Annotated in this window: 9 protein-coding genes; 4 read left to right on the top strand and 5 right to left on the bottom strand. The window is 74.3% G+C overall.

Features of this window, described 5'->3' with window-relative positions:
- Nucleotides 1-82 precede the first annotated feature (82 nt).
- The 3 genes from BMW99_RS14965 (at nt 83) to BMW99_RS14955 (ending at nt 5,397) form a co-directional block, all read left to right on the top strand.
- The gene (locus BMW99_RS14965; RefSeq protein WP_075016944.1) at nt 83-3,043 is read left to right on the top strand and encodes an SCO7613 C-terminal domain-containing membrane protein; all 2,961 of its coding nucleotides are present in this window, start codon (nt 83-85) and stop codon (nt 3,041-3,043) included.
- A gap of 442 nt (nt 3,044-3,485) precedes the next feature.
- Nucleotides 3,486-4,391: an RNA polymerase sigma factor SigF gene (locus BMW99_RS14960; RefSeq protein WP_079176058.1), complete on the top strand. Its 906-nt coding sequence runs from the start codon at nt 3,486-3,488 to the stop codon at nt 4,389-4,391.
- Nucleotides 4,392-4,590: 199 nt separating this feature from the next.
- Nucleotides 4,591-5,397, top strand: coding sequence for a dienelactone hydrolase family protein (locus BMW99_RS14955; RefSeq protein ID WP_069462117.1), 807 nt, complete (start codon nt 4,591-4,593; stop codon nt 5,395-5,397).
- A 55-nt stretch (nt 5,398-5,452) separates the two neighbouring features.
- Here the strand turns inward: BMW99_RS14955 and BMW99_RS14950 are convergent, their stop codons facing one another.
- The 4 genes from BMW99_RS14950 to BMW99_RS14935 form a co-directional block, all read right to left on the bottom strand.
- The gene (locus tag BMW99_RS14950; RefSeq protein ID WP_176735393.1) at nt 5,453-6,439 is read right to left on the bottom strand and encodes an SLAC1 family transporter; all 987 of its coding nucleotides are present in this window, start codon (nt 6,437-6,439) and stop codon (nt 5,453-5,455) included.
- 35 nt (nt 6,440-6,474) lie between these two features.
- Complete coding sequence (locus tag BMW99_RS14945; protein WP_075016943.1) at nt 6,475-7,458, bottom strand: zinc-binding dehydrogenase; 984 nt, start codon at nt 7,456-7,458, stop codon at nt 6,475-6,477.
- Nucleotides 7,459-7,516: 58 nt separating this feature from the next.
- A complete protein-coding gene (locus BMW99_RS14940; RefSeq protein WP_069462119.1) occupies nt 7,517-8,344 on the bottom strand; it encodes an alpha/beta fold hydrolase in 828 nt (275 codons plus the stop codon).
- A 312-nt stretch (nt 8,345-8,656) separates the two neighbouring features.
- Complete coding sequence (locus tag BMW99_RS14935; RefSeq protein ID WP_079138197.1) at nt 8,657-12,784, bottom strand: Kelch repeat-containing protein; 4,128 nt, start codon at nt 12,782-12,784, stop codon at nt 8,657-8,659.
- A 470-nt stretch (nt 12,785-13,254) separates the two neighbouring features.
- On the opposite strand from BMW99_RS14935, the gene BMW99_RS14930 reads away from it, so the two are divergent.
- Nucleotides 13,255-17,523, top strand: coding sequence for a carboxypeptidase regulatory-like domain-containing protein (locus BMW99_RS14930; protein ID WP_265737203.1), 4,269 nt, complete (start codon nt 13,255-13,257; stop codon nt 17,521-17,523).
- Between the two features lie 60 nt (nt 17,524-17,583).
- Here BMW99_RS14930 and BMW99_RS14925 read toward each other — a convergent pair whose 3' ends face one another.
- On the bottom strand, nt 17,584-18,630 hold the full coding sequence (locus tag BMW99_RS14925) for a TrmB family transcriptional regulator (RefSeq protein ID WP_177226077.1): 1,047 nt from the start codon (nt 18,628-18,630) through the stop codon (nt 17,584-17,586).
- Between the last annotated feature and the right edge of the window lie 3 nt (nt 18,631-18,633).

Raw genomic sequence — 18,633 nt, 5'->3', positions numbered from 1 at the left:
GCACGGCCGGTGCGGTTCGCCCACCCGCGGTTGAGTAGCCGTACTCATGCGGGTGGCCGCTCGCGGTCCGAGACTCGCGGACATGGACGCACATCAGAACGGCTGCCCGGACTGCGGGTCGCCGCTGGGCACGGCCCCCGGCCCGCACTGCCGCCGCTGCGGGCTCCCGCTGACCGGGCCGCAGGCGGTGGAGCTGTGGCAACTGGACCGCGCGCTCGCGGACCTGTCGGCGCGCCGGGCCGGACTGCTGGCACGCCGCGGCGTCCTCCTCGCGGCCCTGCGCGCGCGAAGCGTCCGGACCGCGCCCGGGGGCGCGGCGACCGGGCCGCTCGCCGCTGGGCCGCTCGCCGTCGGGGTGGGCGGCGGTGGGCAGCTCGGCGGGGTGCCGTGGGGTGCGCCCCGCCCGGACGCCCCCTCGCCGTCGGTGCAGACCGTGCTGCTGGTCCTCGGCGGGGTGCTGACCTCGGTCGCCGGGCTGGTCTTCACCCTCGTCAACTGGGGCCACCTCGGCGTCGCGGGGCGTGCCGCCGTGCTGGCCGCGGTCACCGCCCTGGCGTTCGCCGCACACCGCGCGCTGCGGCCGCGGCTGGCCGCGACCGCGGAGACCGCCGCGGCGATCGGCGTCGCGCTGGTGCTGCTGGACTTCCACGCCGCTCGCGCCGCCGACCTCGCCGGGCTGGCGGGTGTGCCCGGGGACGCCTACGGCACGCTGGTCACGGCGCTGACCGGCGCGGCCTCCTGGGCCTACGGCCAGGCGACCCGCTCGACCGTGCTGCGGGCCGGGGCGCTGCTGCTCGCCCAGTGCACCGTGCCGTTCGCCGCCGCCACCTTCGGGCACGGAAGCGCGGGTTGGGGAACGGTCTTCGTCGCGGGCGCGGCGCTCGACCTGTCGCTGGCCCTCACCCTCCACCGGGCGGCCCGGCCGCTCCCCGTGCCGGCCCGGGCCACGGCGGCGGCCGCTGCCGTGTGGGCCGCCGCCGTGTGGGCCGTCGTCGGTGGAGCCGTCGCGGGCACCGCCGTCCTGGCGGCCGGGCCGCAGTCGGCCTACCCGCCCGTGCTGCGCGCGTGCCTGCCGCTGGTCCTGCTCGTCCTCCTCGCCGGTCTCGCCGCCCGCCGCCCCGAACTGCCCCGTCCGGCACGGGTGGTGGCCGGGGCGCTGGCCGGAGCCGCACTGGTCGCGGCGGCGGCCGCCGCGCCCCGGATCGCCCTGCCCGCGTCGTGGACGGTGGCCGCCCACGCGGTGCCCGCCGCCGTGCTCGCGGTCGCGGCCCTGCGCCGCCTCGAGCCGCCGGGAACGGTCACCCGCCGGGAGCCACTGGCGGCCGGCGCGGCCTCGGCGGGCGCCGCGGTCCTCGGCGTCGCCCTCCTCCAGGTCCTGCCGGACCTGCTGCGGGCGCTCGGCGAGCCGCTGCGGCAGACCGTGTCCGGCGCCCAGGACACGACGGAACGCTGGCACGTCGCCGCTCAGACCCCCGCCGTGGCCGGGCTCGTCGCACTCGTCGCGACCACGGTCGCGCTGCTCCTTGCCGCCGGCCGCCACGGGGCGAACAGCCCGTCACCCACCGGACGTTCGGGCCAGGCCGCCGGTCGTCCGGCGACCGACCGTGACGCCGCAGGCTCGGCGTCCTCCGGCGCGTCCGGTGGCGGCGACGACGCCAACGCCCCCTCGGGCGGCCCGGCTTCCGGATCGGCACCGGCCGCGGACCATCCCGCTGACGCGCCCCACCGAGGTCCCGCAGCCGCTGCTTCCGCCGGGCCGCACGCCCGGCCCGGCGCGCACGCCCAGGCGGACCCGCACAACCAGCCCGGCCGATCCCACGCCCAGCCCGGGCCCTCCGTCGCGGCGGGCGCCTCCGCCGGACCGGGGCGCCCCGGCCAGCCCTGGCAGGGCGCCTGGACTCCTCAACCGGCCGCCGAAGCGGGCTACTTCGCGTGGTGTGCGGCCGTCGTCGCGGCGGTGCTGAGTGCCGTCGTCGCCCTCGCGTTGACCCCCGTGGCGGCGGGGCTGCCGTACGGTGCCGCGCTGGCCGCGGCGTGGCTCCCGGCGCTGGTCGCCGCGGTGGTGCTGGCCCGCAGGCCGGACGCCGACCTTGTACCCCGGGTGTGCGCGGTCGTCGCGCCCGCGGCCCTCGCCCTGCTCTGGTCCCTGCCGCACGACACCGCCGCACTCATCGTGTGGGGGGCCACAGCGACGCTCTGCGCGGGCCTGGCCGCCGCGCTGCGCGGGTCGGCCGCGCGCTGGATCGCCGACGGTGCCGCTGCGTGCACGCTGGCCGCCCTCGGGGTCGAGGCCGCCCGCGCCGCCGCGGTGGCCGAACTGCCGCCGCACCTGGCGGCGTTCGCGGTTATGGGCGTGGCGGTGGCGGGCCTGCCGGTCGCGGCCCGGCTGCGCGGTGCCGCCTTCGAGGCGACGGGCTACGCGGCCGGAGCCGCCGCCGTGCTGATGACGGTGCCGCACCGCGACGCGGCGAGCGTCGCCCTGGCCGTCGCCGGCGTCGCGGCGCTCGGCGTGGCACTGCGTGCCGACCGCCGCGGGCCCGCCGCCGTGACCGCGACCGCGCTGCTGGCCGGCGCGTCCTGGCTGCGGCTCGCCGCCGCGGGTGTGACCGCGCCCGAGCCGTACACCGTGCCGGTCGCGGTGGCCGCGCTGGTCCTCGGGAACCTGCGCCGCCGCAGGTTCCCGCAGACCGGCTCGTGGCCGGCCTACGGTCCCGGGCTCGGCCTCGCTCTGCTGCCCGCGCTCGGCGCCGCGTGGGCCGACGCCGACTGGTTGCGGCCGCTGCTGCTGGGCGTCGCCGCCCTGGCCGTCACCCTGGCCGGGGCCCGGCACCGGCTGCGGGCACCGCTGCTGCTGGGCGGTGCGGTGCTGACCGCCGACGCCGTGCACGAACTGGCGCCCGCCATCGCCCAGTCGCTCGGGCTGGTGCCGCGCTGGGCCCCGCTGGCCGCCGTCGGCCTGCTGCTGCTCTTCCTCGGCGCCACCTACGAGCAGCGCCTCGCCGACGGCCGCCGCCTCCGCGACCACCTGCGCCGCCTGACCTGACATCGCTCGTGCGCCGGCCTCGCCGTCAGGAAGGACGGGCATGCGTACTTTGGCGTATTTCGCCGCCGGAGCCCGCCCATACCCGCGCGAAGGCGCCCATACTCGGTCACCTCGGCGGGTGGGTCGGATCCGTTGTCGTCAACGACCGTGACGGCGGGGTCGGTTGGCCCACCCGGAACGGGGAAGACGGGGACGGGGGAGTCGTCGTGAGCGCACCACGCAACACGTGTGGCGGGGCCCCACCGCGGAGGCGCACGTCGCCGACGGGACCGTTTCGCGTCCGGCGCCCCGTCCGGCGTCCCGCCCGTCCGCTCGCGTGCTCCCCCCGCCCCCCGTCCCCGGCGGACGGCCGCCCCCGGCCCGGCATGCCGTACGGCCGTCCGCGGCCCCGGAGGCCGGCGGGAGTGGCAGCGGCACCACCGACCGATGAGGGAGGCCGGCGATGAGCGACACGTCCGACGACGCGGCCCGCGGCCCGAACCCGCCGCGCGTGGCGGCCGGGCACCTGCGGCTCGACCGCGGTGCCGAGGCCGTACTCGCCGCCGTCCGGCCGCGCGTCGGCGCCCCGCATCCGGCCGGCGGCACCGCCGCGCGCTCGCAGGCCGACGGGACCCGCGCGTTGTTCGCCGAACTGAGCACGCTGCCTGACGGCTCCGCCGAACGCGCCGCGCTGCGGGACCGGTTGGTGCGGATGCACCTGCCGCTGGTGGAGCATCTGGCGCGGCGGTTCCGCAACCGCGGCGAGCCGCTGGACGACCTGAAGCAGGTCGCCACCATCGGCCTGATCAAGGCCGTCGACCGGTTCGACATCCAGCGTGGCGTGGAGTTCTCCACCTACGCCACGCCGACGGTGGTCGGCGAGATCAAGCGCCACTTCAGGGACAAGGGCTGGGCGGTGCGCGTCCCGCGCCGGCTCCAGGAGTTACGGCTGGCGCTGGTCACGGCCACCGCGGACCTCGTGCAGCGGTACGGCCGCTCGCCCACCGTGCGCGAACTCGCCGAGCACCTGCGGATCTCCGAGGAGGAGGTGCTGGAGGGCCTGGAGTCCGCGAACGCCTACAGCACCCTGTCCCTGGACGTCCCGGACACCGACGACGACTCCTCCGGCGTCGCCGACAGTCTCGGGTTCGAGGACGAGGCGCTGGAGGGCGTCGACTACCGGGAGTCGCTCAAGCCGCTGCTGGAGCGACTCCCCGCGCGCGAGCAGCGCATCCTGATGCTGCGGTTCTTCGGCAACATGACGCAGTCGCAGATCGCCCAGGAGATCGGCATCTCCCAGATGCACGTCTCCCGGCTGCTGGCCCGCACCCTTGCCGGCCTGCGCGACAAGCTGCTGATCGAGGAGTGATCGCGTCCGGCGCGGAAATCGGTGGGCGGGCCCGCGGGGGGCTGGTAGGTTGCTCCTGCCCGTGACACCTGCCGAGGAGGTGAGACCCATGTTCGTGCGTTCCGAATGGGTGCTCCCTCCCGCCGTCACGGTCGGGCGACTGGTCTAGGCGTCGCCCGGGAGCGCCCCAGCAGTCAGGCACTCCCGAAAGGCACACGCCATGAATCACCTCACGCATCACGCCACGCACACCGTGCAGTTCACCACGCGGACGACGTCGGACGGCGTCGTGGAACGCGACTTCACCCTGGGTGGCGTCTCCGGCGTCTCCGGCGTCCCCGGCGTGCTCTGGTCCCCGGCCTCCGGCGGCGACCGGGCGCCCCTCGTGCTGATGGCCCACGGCGGCGGCACGCACAAGAAGTGGCCGGCGATGACGGGTCGCGCCCGCTTGCTGGTCACGCGGTCCGGTTTCCACGTCGCGTGCGTCGACGCGCCGGGGCACGGCGACCGGCCGCGCTCCGAGCACGACGAGCGCGAGATCGCCGAGCTCTTCCGGGCGCGGGAGGCGGGCGAGCCGGAAGGCCCGGTCGTCGTCCGCTACAACGCCCATCTCGCCGAACGCGCCGTGCCCGAGTACCGGGCCCTGCTGGACGCCCTCCAGGAACTCCCCGAGATCGGCACCGGGGGCCCGGTCGGCTTCTTCGGCCTGAACATGGGCACCGCGATCGGCGTGCCGTTCGTGGCCGCCGAACCCCGCGTCACCGCGGCGGTGTTCGGGCTCCACTGGCCCGACGCGCTGGCCGAGCATGCGCGCCGGATCACCATCCCCCTCGCGTACATGCTCCAGTGGGACGACGAGCACATCCCGCGCGAGTCCGGGCTGGCGCTGTTCGACGCGTTCGGCTCCACGGAGAAGACGCTGCACGCCAACTCCGGCCGGCACAAGGAGCTGCCGCGGTTCGAGTCCGACAACGCGGCCCAGTTCCTCGCCCGGCACCTCGTGCGTGCCGCGGCACCGGTGGCCTGACCCGAACGGCGGCGGCACCCGGTCCCTCGGGGCGGGCCGGGTGCCGCCGCCCCCGTCACGACGCCGGCTCGGGTTCCGGCCGGGGCGCCCGGGGCAGGAACGTGCGGCGGGTGAGGCCGAGGACGGTCCGGGCGGCCAGCACGACGAAGGCCAGGGTCGCCACGGCCAGCAGCGCGTACGTGAGCTGCTCCTGGCCGTGGACGTGCTCGACGTCCAGCCAGTGGACGCCGTTGGTGACGACCGCGGCGTAGGAGAAGGCGAAGGACCAGAACGCCGGGCCGAACGGGGCGCGCCGGTAGGTCCCGATCATGGAGATCTGCACCAGGATCATCAACACGGCATAACCGGCGAGGAGTTCCGCGCCCGTGTCGAGGGTGTTGCCGTTGATCAGGAACCAGGAGTTGCCCGCGACGACGGGCGGCGCCACCTCGATGGCGATGGTCGGCAGCAGCGGCGGCGGCAGCATCGGCTGGGTGAACAGCCTCACCAGCAGGATCGATCCGAGGATGAACCAGCAGATCAGGCCGTAGCCGAGCATCAGATGGGCCAGCGTCGTCCAGCCCAGTGAAGCGCTGCAGCCGGCGGCGATCAGGCCGCCCGCGACCGTCGGCAGGAAATAGCCCGGGTGCCACTGCGGCAGTGCGGTGTCGACGCGGATCCACAGTCCGGTCAGCCAGCCGCCCAGCAGCACGGTCAGGACGAACGCGATCACGAAGACCGTCTCGCCCGCGGTCCGCGCGTGCGGGGCGAGCCCGATGCCCAGCAGCATCGGCACGATGACGATCAGCGCCGTGAAGGGGCCGAGGACCGGATCCGGCAGCTCGGTGCGCAGCCGGCCCTGCGCGACGACGTTGCGCACGTAGGCGACAAGCGTCACCAGCCACACCGCGGCCGCGGCGATCCAGAGGGTGTTGCCGGGCCACGACGGCGCGCCCACGGTGTCCGCGGCGACGGTCCAGGCCTGTGCCAGGCCCGCGGTGCCGAACGAGACGGCGAAGAGATTGGGTGTCAGCTGGTACGGGGATGCCGCTGCGGTCGTCAATGCGCCGTTCCCTTCGCACGACCCGGCCGTGCGGGTCAGCCGACGTCGATCACGATCTTGCCCTGGGCGGTGCCGGTCGCCACGGCCGCGTGCGCGTCGGCGACGTCGGCGAGCGTGAACAGCCGGGGGTCCAGCACCGGTGCGAGCCGGCCCGCGTCCGCGAGCTCGCCCACCGCGTGCATGATCTCACCGTGGTGGGCCCGGCCGCGCCCCGTCAGCAGAGGCAGCAGGGTGAACACGCCCGAGTACGTGGCGCCGCGGAACGACAGCGGGGCCAGGCTGTGCGTCCCCCAGCCCAGGGAGCTGACGACGTGTCCGGTGTAGGTGCGGACCGCGGCGAAGGACGCGTCGAGCACCGGGCCGCCCACGGTGTCGAAGACGACGTCGAAGCCCTCACCGCCGGTGTGCGTGGCGGTGTACTCCTCCACCGTCGTCGCCGTGCGGTCGATGGGCGTGGCGCCGAGGCCCTCCACGATGCCGAGCCGCGACGGCGACGCGGTCGCGAAGACCTCCGCGCCCCGGGAGCGCGCGATCTGCACGGCCACGCTGCCGACGCCCCCGGCCCCGCCGTGGACCAGGACCTTCTGCCCCGCACGGACCTGGGCCCGGTCGATCAGGCCCTCCCAGGCCGTGGCGGCGGTGAGCGGGAGCGCGGCCGCCTGGCGCGGCGTGAGCGCGTCGGGCGCGCGGGCCAGCAGGCGGACGTCGGCGACCGCGTACTCGGCGAGGGATCCCTGGACGTCGCCGACGCCGCCCGTCAGGCCGTACACCGCGTCGCCCGGGGCGAAGGCCGCGACGTCCGGACCGGTCTCCACGACCACACCGGCCAGGTCGAGGCCGAGGACGGCCGGGAGCACGGTCCGGGCGTGGGCGGCGTGCCCGGCGCGGATCTTGGTGTCCAGCGGGTTGACGCCACTGGCCTCGACCCTGACCAGCACCTCGCCCGGGCCGGGCACCGGCTGCCGGATCTCGCCGAGGACCAGCGGGGTGCCGAACTCCTCCAGGACCACCGCGCGCATGCCATGTCCTTTCCGTGGGCCGGCTTCCGTGGGCCGGTTCCGTGTGCGGCTCCGCCCGTCAGCCGCGGGCGAAGGCCAGCAGGTCGGCGTTGAACCGGTCGGCGAACTTCGGCACCATCGCCAGGCCGTGCGGAGCGCCCTCGTACACGGTGAACGTCGAGTCCTTGATCAGCTTCGAGGACTTGGCGCCCGCCGCCACGATCGGCACGATCTGGTCGTCGTCGCCGTGCACGATGAGGGTGGGGACGTCGACCCGCTTGCAGTCCTCGGTCAGATCGGTCTCGGAGAACGCCTTGACGCAGTCGTAGGCGCCCTTGATGCCGACGGTCATGCTCCACAGCCAGAACGCGTCGCGGGTGCCCTGACTCACCGTGGATTCGGGGCGGTTGGCGCCGTAGAAGGGAGCGCTGAGGTCCTCGTAGAACTGCGAGCGGTCGGTCGCGACGCCGTGGCGGAGCTCGTCGAACACGTCGATCGGCAGGCCTTCGGGGTTCGCCGCCGTCTTCAGCATCAGCGGCGGGATCGCGCCGACCAGGACGGCCTTGGCGACGCGGCCCGTTCCGTGCAGGCCCATGTAGCGGGTCACTTCGCCGCCGCCCGTCGAGTGCCCGACGAGGATGACGTCCCGCAGGTCGAGGGCGTCGATGAGGGACGCCAGGTCCTCGGCGTAGGTGTCGAGGTCGTTGCCGCCCCAGGGCTGACCGGAGCGTCCGCCGCCGCGCCGGTCGTGGGCGAGGGCGCGGAAGCCGTTGCCGGCCATGAGCTGCGCCTGGGGGTCCCAGGCGTCGCCGGTCAGCGGCCAGCCGTGGCTGAACACGACGGGCTGACCCGAGCCCCAGTCCTTGTAGAAGATCTCCGTGCCGTCCTTCGCGGTGATGAATGGCATGCTCAGATTCCTCACGTCTGTCGCTCGGTACGTCCCCAGGGCCGGGCCCGTGCGTCCGCCGGCTCCGCGCCGTCTCCGCGGGCATCTCGTGCCCGCGCCGCGCGGCGGGTCCCCCGACGGGGAAGGACGGCCGCACCGTCGGGCCGGCGGTCCGCGACCGCCGCCTCCCGGGGGCCCGGGCCCCCACGGGGCCGGACCTCGCGCGGGGGCAGGCCCTCTTGTCCAGCTTCCCGCAGCGGCCGGGCTCCCGCATCACGGGACGCGGAGAGGGCGCACCCCCGATGGGGATGCGCCCTCGTGGTGCGGTGCGCGTTACTTCCGCTTGAGCGTGAAGTCGGTGATGACCGCGAGTCCCTTCTTGATCTTCACCGTGGCCACGGTCGGCTGGTAGCCGTCCTTGGCGACGATGACCGTCAGGGGGTTGTTACGGGTGTCGAGCCACAGCGCGTACGTGCCGTCGGACGTCGTCGTCAGCGTGTAGGTCGACGCCCAGCTGTCGACCTGGACGGTGGCCCCGGCCAGTGGCGCGGTGCCGCCGGTGGCGGTGACGCCCAGGACGGTGCCGTTCATCTTGCCCCAGGTCTTGGGCGGGTTGACGTGGAGCGTGACCGGGATCGACGCCACCGTGTACGGGGTGTCGCTGCCGGCGGTGATCTGGGCGCTGAAGTCACCGGGCTGGGTCACCTCGGGGACCGAGGCGTCCAGCGAGACGGTGACCGTCGAGCTCGCGCCGGGCTGCAGCGTGAGCTGCTGCGTGCTCTCGCCCAGCCAGGTCACGTCGGACGAGCCCTCCTGGGCGTACCCGGGCAGCAGTTCGACCTTGGAGACCGGCGAGCCGGGGGCGTCGCCGCCGCCGACCTTGTAGAAGCCGGCCGCGCCGCCGCCCCGGTACGTGGGGACGTTGGCGTTCGGCAGCGTGCTCCACGTGCCGGACTGCGGGTCGAAGGCGTAGCTGCGGTTGGTCAGCGCGTTCTGGCTGACGCCGCTGGAGAGCAGCAGCAGCCCGTTGGCGGAGGTGTACGACGCGGCCCACTGCGTCGTGGGCATGTCCGCGATCTGCGACCAGCTGTTGCCGGCCGGGTCGTAGACGTAGGAGTGGATGACGTCGGTGCTGCCGTTCAGGCCGCCGGCGCAGTAGAGCTGGCCGTCGATGCCGGCGCAGGACTCCCAGGAGATCGGCTCCGGGTAAGCGGCGATGGCGGTCCAGCTGTCGGTGGACGGGTCGTAGGCGCTGGCGTCCGTGGTGCCGCAGGCCGTCGCGCCGCAGCCGCCGACGGTGTAGAGCTTGCCGTCGAGGACCGCGGTACCCGATCCCGCGTAGGGCTTGGGCGCCGAGGCGCCGGTGCTCCAGGAGTCGCTGGCGGGGTCGTAGATCTCCAGCTTGGCGTCCGGGGCGCCCGAGGAGCCCCAGCCGCCGACGGCGTAGAACTTGCCGTCGACGAAGCCGTGCGCGGCCGCCTCACGGGTGTCCGCCGCCGAGGCCAGCTTGGTCCAGCTGCCGGCGGACGGGTCGAGGACGTAGAGGTCCTTGCTGTCCGCGGAGCCGGTGTAGCCGAAGGCGGAGTACACCTTGCCGTCGTAGGCGCCGACGGCGTTGTCCATGATGGCGTTCGGGTAGTCGGGGGCGGTCTGCCACGCGTCGTCCGAGGGGCCCGCGGCCGGCGCCGAACCGCCGCCGGAGGGATGGGCCTTGCTGGACAGCGGGGAGTAGGTGCCCTTGATCGTCTGCAGCGGTGCGCCCTGCGCCTGGATCTTGAAGCCGCCGGAGCGCTCGCCGAGCTTCAGCGTGGCGGGGGCGCCACCGGTGTTCTTCACCGTGAGCTGCTTGGTGGTCGTGCCGCCCCAGCCGACGGTGGCGTCGACCGAGGCCGGCGTGATCGCCAGCTGCCCTGCCTTGAGCCGGAAGTCCGCCTCGACGGTGCTGTCCGCGCCCACCTTCACCGTCTTCGGGGTCTTGGTGTAGTGGGACTTGGCCGCGTCGTAGGCGTGGCTGCCGACGGTGGTGGAGAACAGCGAGTAGTAGCCGTCACCGATGTTCGGGTCGTCCGGAGTGGCGACGGTGGTGGCGGACTGGGTGGCGTCGTCCTCGCTGGTGACCGTGGCCCCGACGACACCGGCCGAGGTGTTGGCGTCGGACACGGTGCCGACGACCAGACCGCCCGGAATGGTGGTCAGGTCGCGGTTGCCGACGAACACGTTGTCGAGCGACCACCACCAGCCGAAGTGGGACGTGAAGCGGAACCGCACCTGCACCGCGGACTTGCCGGCGAAGTCGGAGAGCGGGACTTCGACCTTGGCGGGACCGGGGACGCCGGTGGTGGTGGACCAGACCTGGGTCCAGGTGGCGCCGCCGTCGGACGTGGCGTCGACCTCGGCGGTCTGGTTGTTGAACGCCGTGTAGTCGGTGTTGAAGGCGACCTCGGGCGCGTCCTTGCTCGTGAAGTCGTAGACCGGGCTGACCAGTGAGGTGTCCTGGGTGGCCGCGCCGCCGAAGTGGTCGCTGTCGGCCACCGCGAACGCGCCGTCACCGCCGGTCCTGTTGCCGCGGCCGCCCGGGTCGTCGAACTGCCAGCCGCCCGTGGTGCCGTCGGCGTTGACGACGCTCCAGCCCTGCGGCGGCGCGTCGGTGGCGTCGAACGTCTCGGTGGCGCCGGTCAGGTGCTGGGTGTAGCCGCGGGCGGTGCCCGCCCAGCGGTCGACCGGAACGGACAGGTTCGCGCTCGTCGCGCTGTCCCCGACGGTGACGGTCTTGCTGACCGTCTGGTAGCCGGGGTCGGTCGCCGTGACGTGCAGGGTGTAGTCGTGCCCCTGGGGCAGCGACATGGAGTAGGAGCCGGTGGCGGGGTCGGTCCACACCGAGCCGGGGACGCCGTCCGCGGTGATCTTGGCGTAGAGCGGCCAGCCGTGGCCGGAGCCGTCGCTGACCTTGCCGGTGACGGTCTGGCTCGGCACCGAGGTCAGGCTGTAGTCCTTGCTGAGGGTCTGGCCGTCGGCGACCGCGACGCCCTGGTCCGTCGTGCTCGCGTAGCCGAACGCGTCGACGGTCACGTCGTAGGTGCCGACCGGGACGGTGAGGTCGTAGGTGCCCGCCGCGCTGGTGTGCGCGACGTTGGTGCCGGCCGTGATCGTCGCCCCGGAGATCGGCTTGCCGGTCGCCGAGTCCTTGACGGTGCCGGTCAGTTCACCGTGCGGACCGCTGCGGAAGGCGTTCAGGCCGCTGGGGGTGCCCAGGCCCGTCGGTCCGTCGTAGCCGGTGCCGCCGGTGCACAGGTAGGCGGGCGTGCACGAGCCGTTGGAGCCCGTGGTGATGTCGTTGATGCCCGAGGACGCGGCATACGGGTAGGAGTTGGGGTACGTGCCCGCCACCGGGGTGCCCGCGTCGGCGTAGACGCTCGCGATGATCGGCGACGACACGCTGGTGCCGCCGTAGACCGACCAGCCGCCGGCGCCGTAGGTCTGGTAGACCGCGACGCCCTCGGCCACCGCCGAGACATCGGCGAGCGCGCGGTTGGCGCAGCCGGTGTCCTTCTGGAAGCTGGGCTTGGGCTCGTACAGGGAGCAGCCCGAACCGGCGTCGCTCCAGGCCGACTCGGTCCAGCCGCGTGACGTCCCCGAGTCGCGCGTCAGCGTGGTGCCGCCGACGGAGGTGACGTACTGGGAGGCGGCGGGGTAGCCGACGCCGTACGCGTAGTCGCCGGTCGACACGGTCACCGCGACGCCCGGGTGGTTGTAGTAGGCGTCGAACGCGGTGGTCTCCGAGGGGTCCTCGCCGTTGCCCCCGCGGTAGTCGCTGCCGTACGAGTTGGAGACGTACTTCGCGCCGAGCGCGACGGCCTCGTCCACCGACGAGCCCAGGCTGTCGAAGCCGTTGTCGTCCGCCTCGACCAGCAGGATGTGCGCGTAGGGCGCGACCGCGGAGACCATGTCCAGGTCGAGCGAGATCTCGCCGGACCACCCCGGGTCGGGGGAGGGGTAGCTGGTGCCGCCGCGCTGGTCGACCTTGCTGAAGCAGCCGTTGGCCGCGGTGCAGGCCGGCAGGCCGTACTGCTCGCGGTAGACCGCGAGGTCCGCTTCGGCGTTGGGGTCGTCGAACGCGTCGACGATGGCGACGGTCTGGCCCGCGCCGCCGTCCGTCGGGAGGTCGTAGGCGCTCTGCAGATCGGTCGCACCCCACCCGTTGGGGGTGACGGCGGCCGGGGTGAGGCCCTTGACCGGCGTGATGTCGGTGCGGCGCAGGGCGTAGCAGGTGAACTCGTTCCGGCCCGGAGTGGCGCAGGCCGGCTCCAGGATCGGGTGCCCGTCGGTGGCGGAGGCCGGGGCCGCGGCGAGCGGCGCCGCGGCGCCGGCCGGCGCCTGGACTCCCAGCAGGGCCAGTGCGGTGGCACTGGCGACGGCCAGCCCGGCGAAGATCGTCCGCCGGAGTGGTGGTCGGGTTCTCATCGAAGTGCGCAACGAATGACTCCATGCGTTCTTGCAGGGGTCGACCCGTGTACGGCTCTGGGGGCGACGGTGAGTGCCGGTGCAGTCACCGGGGCCCAATTAGCGATTCGTGTTCAGACCATGTCAACGATGACGTTGAGTCACGTTTCGTCACCCGGTGTGGCCGACGGGCCCGAAGCGCTCACCGGCCGACGAGAATCGCGGGTGTTTTCTGGTGGATTGCGGCGAGAACACGCACCCCCGTCCACCAGTAGACGTCCCAAGCACCCCGCTGGTTCCCTCGTGTCCCGTTCGGGGCGTGAACACGTCACGGCGCCAAGCCGCCAGCGGCCCGCATTGACCGGCTGAACGCGCCCGCTGGACCTTTGTGCTGGTCAGTCCGCCTCCTCGGGCTCCAACCGTCCCGCGTCCACCTCCCGGACCCCGTCCCAGGGGCGGGCCTCCGCCGTCGACACTTCCTGGAGTCCCCTTTGCCAGTCCTCCGTTCACCCGCGGGCCGGCCGCGCGCCGTGCGGCGCGTCGCCGCCGCGCTGGCCGCGGTCCTCGCCGTCCTCGCGGTCCTGCTGCCGCAACAGGCCCTGGCCGCAGCGCCGTCGGCCGCCCCCGCCGGCAAGGTCACGGTGGCGCCCGCCTGCGGCACGCCCAAGCCCGGCCACTTCAGCTGCTTCGCGCTGCGGCGCACCGACCGCGCCGCCTCCCTCGGCGTGCGCCGCGACGCCGCCGGGACCGCCACGGCACCCGACGGCTACGCGCCCGCGGACCTGCGGTCCGCCTACGCCCTGCCGGCCGACGGCGGCGCCGGGGCGACCATCGCGATCGTCGACGCCTACGACAACCCGAACGCGGAGTCCGACCTCGCGGTCTACCGCGCGCAGTACGGCCTGCCCGCCTGCACCTCCGACAACGGCTGCTTCCGCAAGGTCGACGAGCACGGCGGCGCGGCCTACCCGGCCTCCGACGAGGGCTGGGGCGCCGAGATATCGCTGGACCTGGACATGGTCTCGGCCGTCGCCCCGCAGGCCCACATCCTCCTCGTCGAGGCCGACGCGACCAGCTCCGACGACCTGGGCACCGCGGTCAACACGGCGGTGGCGCTCGGCGCCAAGTACGTCTCCAACTCCTGGGGCGGGTACGGCGACAGCACCGACGACCTGGCCTACGACGAGGCGTACTTCAACCACCCCGGCGTCGCCGTGGTCTTCAGCTCCGGCGACGACGGATACGGCGTCAGCTACCCGGCGTCGTCCCCGTACGTCACCTCCGTCGGCGGCACGTCCCTCAGCCGCGACGGCAGCTCACGCGGCTGGGACGAGTCGGTCTGGAACGGGATCACGTACAACTCCGACGGCCCGCACTGGGGCGCCACCGGCTCCGGCTGCTCCGAGGTGGAGCCCAAGCCGTCCTTCCAGGCCGGCGTCGACTGCGCCGGGCGCTCCGTCGCCGACGTCAGCGCCGTCGCCGACCCCGCCACCGGCGTCGCGGTCTACAACTCCTTCTCCGACAGCGGCTGGAACGTCTACGGCGGCACGTCCGCGTCCGCGCCGATCATCGCCGGCGTGTACGCGCTGGCCGGCACGCCCGTCGACGGCACCTACCCCGCCGCGTACCCGTACCAGCAGCCCGGCGCCCTCAACGACGTGACCCGCGGCGACGACGCCAGCTGCTCCGACAGCTCGCTCTGCGGCTACGGCACGGTGCCGGACTGCACCCCCGCCTACACCTGCGCCGCGCAGCCCGGCTACGACGGCCCGACCGGACTCGGCACGCCCAACGGCACCGCCGCCTTCCGGCCCGGCCCGCACGGCACCGTCAGCGGCGCCGTCACCGACACCGCCACCAAGGCGGGGGTCGCCGGGGCCACCGTCGCGCTCGGCGACTACCGGGCCACCACCGACGCCCAGGGCCACTACCGGCTCGACGTGCCGGCGGGCGACTACCCGCTGACCGTCTCCGCGTTCGGCTACGCCTCCCTCGACCTCGGGCAGGTGAGCGTCGACGACGGCGCCGCGCTCACCGAGGACGCCGCCCTCACGGCCGTGCCCTCGCAGACCGTCTCCGGCACCGTGAAGGACGGCGGCGGGCACGGCTGGGGCGTCTACGCCAAGCTGACCGTGGACGGCGTGCCCGGCACGGTCTTCACCGACCCCGCCACCGGCCGCTACAGCCTGCGGGTCCCCATGAACCGCACCTACACCGTGCACGCCACGGCGCTCTACCCCGGCTACCAGCCGGCGGAGGCCACCGTCGCCGTCGGCACCGGCCCGGGCACCGCCGATCTGGCACTGCCGCTCAACACCAGCGGCGCGCTCCCGCCCGGCTACGTCACCGACTACCAGGGCGGCGGCCTGGAGCCCTTCGCGGCAGCCGCTACACCCACCGGCTGGACGGTGAAGAACAACACCGCCGCCGGCGGCTGGCAGTTCGACGACCCGCTGAACCGCGGCAACCAGACCGGCGGCACCGGCCGCTTCGCCGAGGTCGACGACTACGCCCTCGGCTGGGCACCCGCCGACACCGAACTGATCAGCCCCGTCTACGACTTCAGCAAGCAGACCAAGCCCCAGCTGCAGTTCGAGACCGCCCTGCCGTCGCTGTACCGGCTGGGGGACCTCACCGCGGACGTCGACGCGAGCACCGACGGCGGTGCCACCTGGACCAACGTGTGGCACCACACCGACGTCATCGGCGGCCCCTCGCACCAGAGCGTCCAACTGGCCGACTACGCCGGGAAGTCCTCGGTACGGCTGCGCTTCCACTTCACCGGCTCCCTCACCGGCATCTGGCAGATCGACGACGTCGCCGTGGGCACCCCGACCCTGGTCACCCGCCCCGGCGGACTGGTCGTGGGCCGGGTCACCGACGCCAACACCGGTGCCGGCGTGTCCGGCGCGACGGTGAGTGCCGTCGCCACCCCCGCCGACTCCGGGCGCAGCGTTGCCTCGCCCGGTGATCCGGCCGTCGGCGACGGCCTGTACTGGCTGTTCTCCAGCCGCACCGGCAAGCAGCAGTTCACCGCCGGCCTGCCCGGCTTCGGCTACCCGGCGGTCACCGCCAAGGCCGACGTGCGGCCCGACGCGGTCACCCCGGCGGACTTCGCCCTGCACCCGGCCCAACTCCGGTACAGCGTCTCCGCCGTGAACGCGAACGTGGCGTGGGGCTCGAGCAGGACCGTCGACGTCAAGATCCGCAACACCGGCGGCTCGCCCGCCACCTTCACGCTCGGCGAGCAGAACCTCGGCGGGCCCAAGGCCGACGCCGCCGGTCCGGCGGCCGCCGGCACGCCGACGACGCTGACGCCCAACACGGTGTTCAGGAAGGCGGCTTCGGCGTCCGCGTCGGCCGCGTCACCCGGCGGGACCGCGGCGGCCGCCGCGCCCGCGCCGGCCGACCAGGCGTGGCAGCCGCTCACCGACCTGCCCGCCGCGTCCTTCGGCGGAGTCGCCGCTTCCGACCACGGCACCCTCTATGCCGGACTCGGCGAGTCACCCGGCGGCGTGTGGAGCGGCACCTTCAGCTCCTACGACGCGGCGTCGGGCACCTGGAAGGCCCTGACCGGACCCACGACCAAGCGCTTCTCCCCGGCCTACGGCTTCATCCGGGGCAAGCTGTACGTCACCGGCGGCCGCGACGCCTCGGGCACCCCGATCCACGGGAGCGAGGTCTACGACCCCGCCACCGACAGCTGGTCGCAGATCGCCGACGTCCCCACGGCGTACGGGGCCTCGGGATCGGCCGTGGCCGGCGACAAGCTGTACGTCATCGGCGGCTGCGACCTGTTCAACTGCGGCTACAACGACGTGCAGGTCTACGACCCGGCGAGCGACACCTGGTCGGCGGGGACGCCGTACCCGGAGCCGATCGCCTTCCCCGCCTGCGGGACTGTCGACGGCACCGTCTACTGCTCCGGAGGGGTGTACCAGCCCGACGGCCAGGCGCCGCGCGACACCGTCCACACCTACGCGCTCGACGCCGCCACCGGCGCCTGGCACCGGGTCGCCGACGCACCCACCGATCTGTGGGGGGCCACCGGCACCGGCGCCGACGGCAAGCTGCTCACGGGCGGCGGCGTGCAGGTGAGCGCCGGCGCGCTCACCAACGAGGCGCACGCCTACGACCCGGCCACCGACTCCTGGTCGGCGCTGCCGAACCTGGCCGCGCCGGTGCTCGACGCCCAGTCCGCCCCGGGCTGGTACGTCATCGGCGGCAGCAGCGCGTACAACGTCCCCCAGGCGGCGGTGCAGCAGCTCGCCGGCTACGACCAGCCGCACGGTGACGTGCCGTGGCTCAGCCCGTCGGCCCGCACGCTGACGGTGAAGGGGGGTGCGTCGGTCACGGTGCGCCTGACCCTGGACGCCGGGGCGATGACCTCGGCGGACATGGGCGCCCACCGGGGCGCGCTGATCGTCGACAGCGACACTCCGTACGGCTCCGTCGCGCTCCCGGTCACCATGACCGTGGTGCCGCCCGCCGGCTGGGGACAGCTGACCGGCACGGTCACCGGCACCGCCGCCGACGGCACCACCGGGCCGCTGGCCGGCGCGGTGGTCGAGTTCGACTCGAAGAACGGCGACGTCTCCCTGACCACCGGCCGCGACGGCGGCTACTCGCTGTGGCTGCCGGCCGCGAACAACCCGCTCACGGTCATCGCGGCGGCGACCGGCTACCGCCCGGCCACCCGCACCGTGCGCGTCGTCAGGGAAGGGACGGTGACCGCGGACTTCACCCTGCTGCACCAGTAGCCGGCGCCCGGCGGCCGCACCAGAGTGCGGCCGCCGGGACGGACGTGCGGACCGGCCGGCTCAGCGGCCCGGTCCGCGCGCCTCGGCGTGCCGGCCCTCTCCCGCGGCCTGCTCCTCGGCGTCCGGGCGCCACCAGCCGCGGCTGGCGGCGAGCACCCCGGCCTGGAACCGGCTCGCCGCACCCAGCCGGGTCAGCAGCGCCTGCACCCTGCGCTGCACCGTGCGGTAGCCGATACCGAGCTGGCGCGCGATCGACTCGTCCGGCATCCCCATCGCCAGCATCGAGATGATCCGCCGCTCCTCGTCGTTGACGAACTCGTCCTCGCCGACCGGCCCGCTGCGCCCCGGCATGTACGGCTGCGCCTGGGCCCACAGCGACTCGAACAGCGTGGACAGCGCGTCGAGCAGCGCCGAGGGGTGGACCAGGATGCACGCGTCGAGCACCTGAGGGGTGGCGAGCAGCGGGATCAGCGCCGCCTGGTCGTCGGCGATGATCAGCTTCATCGGCGCCTCCGGCAGGAAGCGCACCTCCTCGCCCGCCGCGATGTCGACCTCCACGCGCTCCATCGCGCCGGGGGTGTTGAGGCTGTCGCGGGCGTGGATGAAGCGGCTGCGGACGCCGCGGCCCTCGATCACGGCCGCGGAGTTGACCCGCGCGCCGTCGCGGGCCTCCGCGTATGGCGGCGCGTCGATACCGCGGATCTCCTTCTCCGCGCGGTTGAACAGTTGCTGGCCGCAGCGCGCGACGCCGTCCCGGCCGGTGATCACCTGGATCAGCGAGGACGAGTCGCGGTCGCGGCGCGCGTCGCGGTGCCGCTCGGTCAGCCGCTCGGTCAGCGCGCGCACCCGCTGGATGTCCCGCTCCCTGGCCAGCAGCAGCACTTCGAGCGCGTGCTCCGGCGGCAGTGCGGTGTAGCTGGCCGGGCTCCCGGGCAGCCGGGACACCAGCCCGCCGTCCTCCAGCCTGACCATGGCCGCGGCGACCGCGTCGTGGTCGATGCCGGTGCGGCGCGCCAGTTCCGCGACGGTCAGAGGCAGGTTGTCGACGAGGATGAAATACAGTGCTTCGGCGGGCTGATCGAGCCCCAGGACTTCCAGCAAGGCCACCTC

The organism is Actinacidiphila rubida (assembly GCF_900110255.1).
Lineage (GTDB): Bacteria > Actinomycetota > Actinomycetes > Streptomycetales > Streptomycetaceae > Actinacidiphila > Actinacidiphila rubida.
The sequence above is the reverse complement of the archived record's forward strand: the minus strand, read 5'-3'. Positions and strand labels throughout refer to the sequence as shown.

Coding starts and splice junctions, on each gene's coding strand:
- BMW99_RS14965 (WP_075016944.1), top strand. CDS start 83: ATGGACGCACATCAGAACGGCTGCCCGGACTGCGGGTCGCCGCTGGGC.
- BMW99_RS14960 (WP_079176058.1), top strand. CDS start 3,486: ATGAGCGACACGTCCGACGACGCGGCCCGCGGCCCGAACCCGCCGCGC.
- BMW99_RS14955 (WP_069462117.1), top strand. CDS start 4,591: ATGAATCACCTCACGCATCACGCCACGCACACCGTGCAGTTCACCACG.
- BMW99_RS14945 (WP_075016943.1), bottom strand. CDS start 7,458: ATGCGCGCGGTGGTCCTGGAGGAGTTCGGCACCCCGCTGGTCCTCGGC.
- BMW99_RS14940 (WP_069462119.1), bottom strand. CDS start 8,344: ATGCCATTCATCACCGCGAAGGACGGCACGGAGATCTTCTACAAGGAC.
- BMW99_RS14935 (WP_079138197.1), bottom strand. CDS start 12,784: ATGAGAACCCGACCACCACTCCGGCGGACGATCTTCGCCGGGCTGGCC.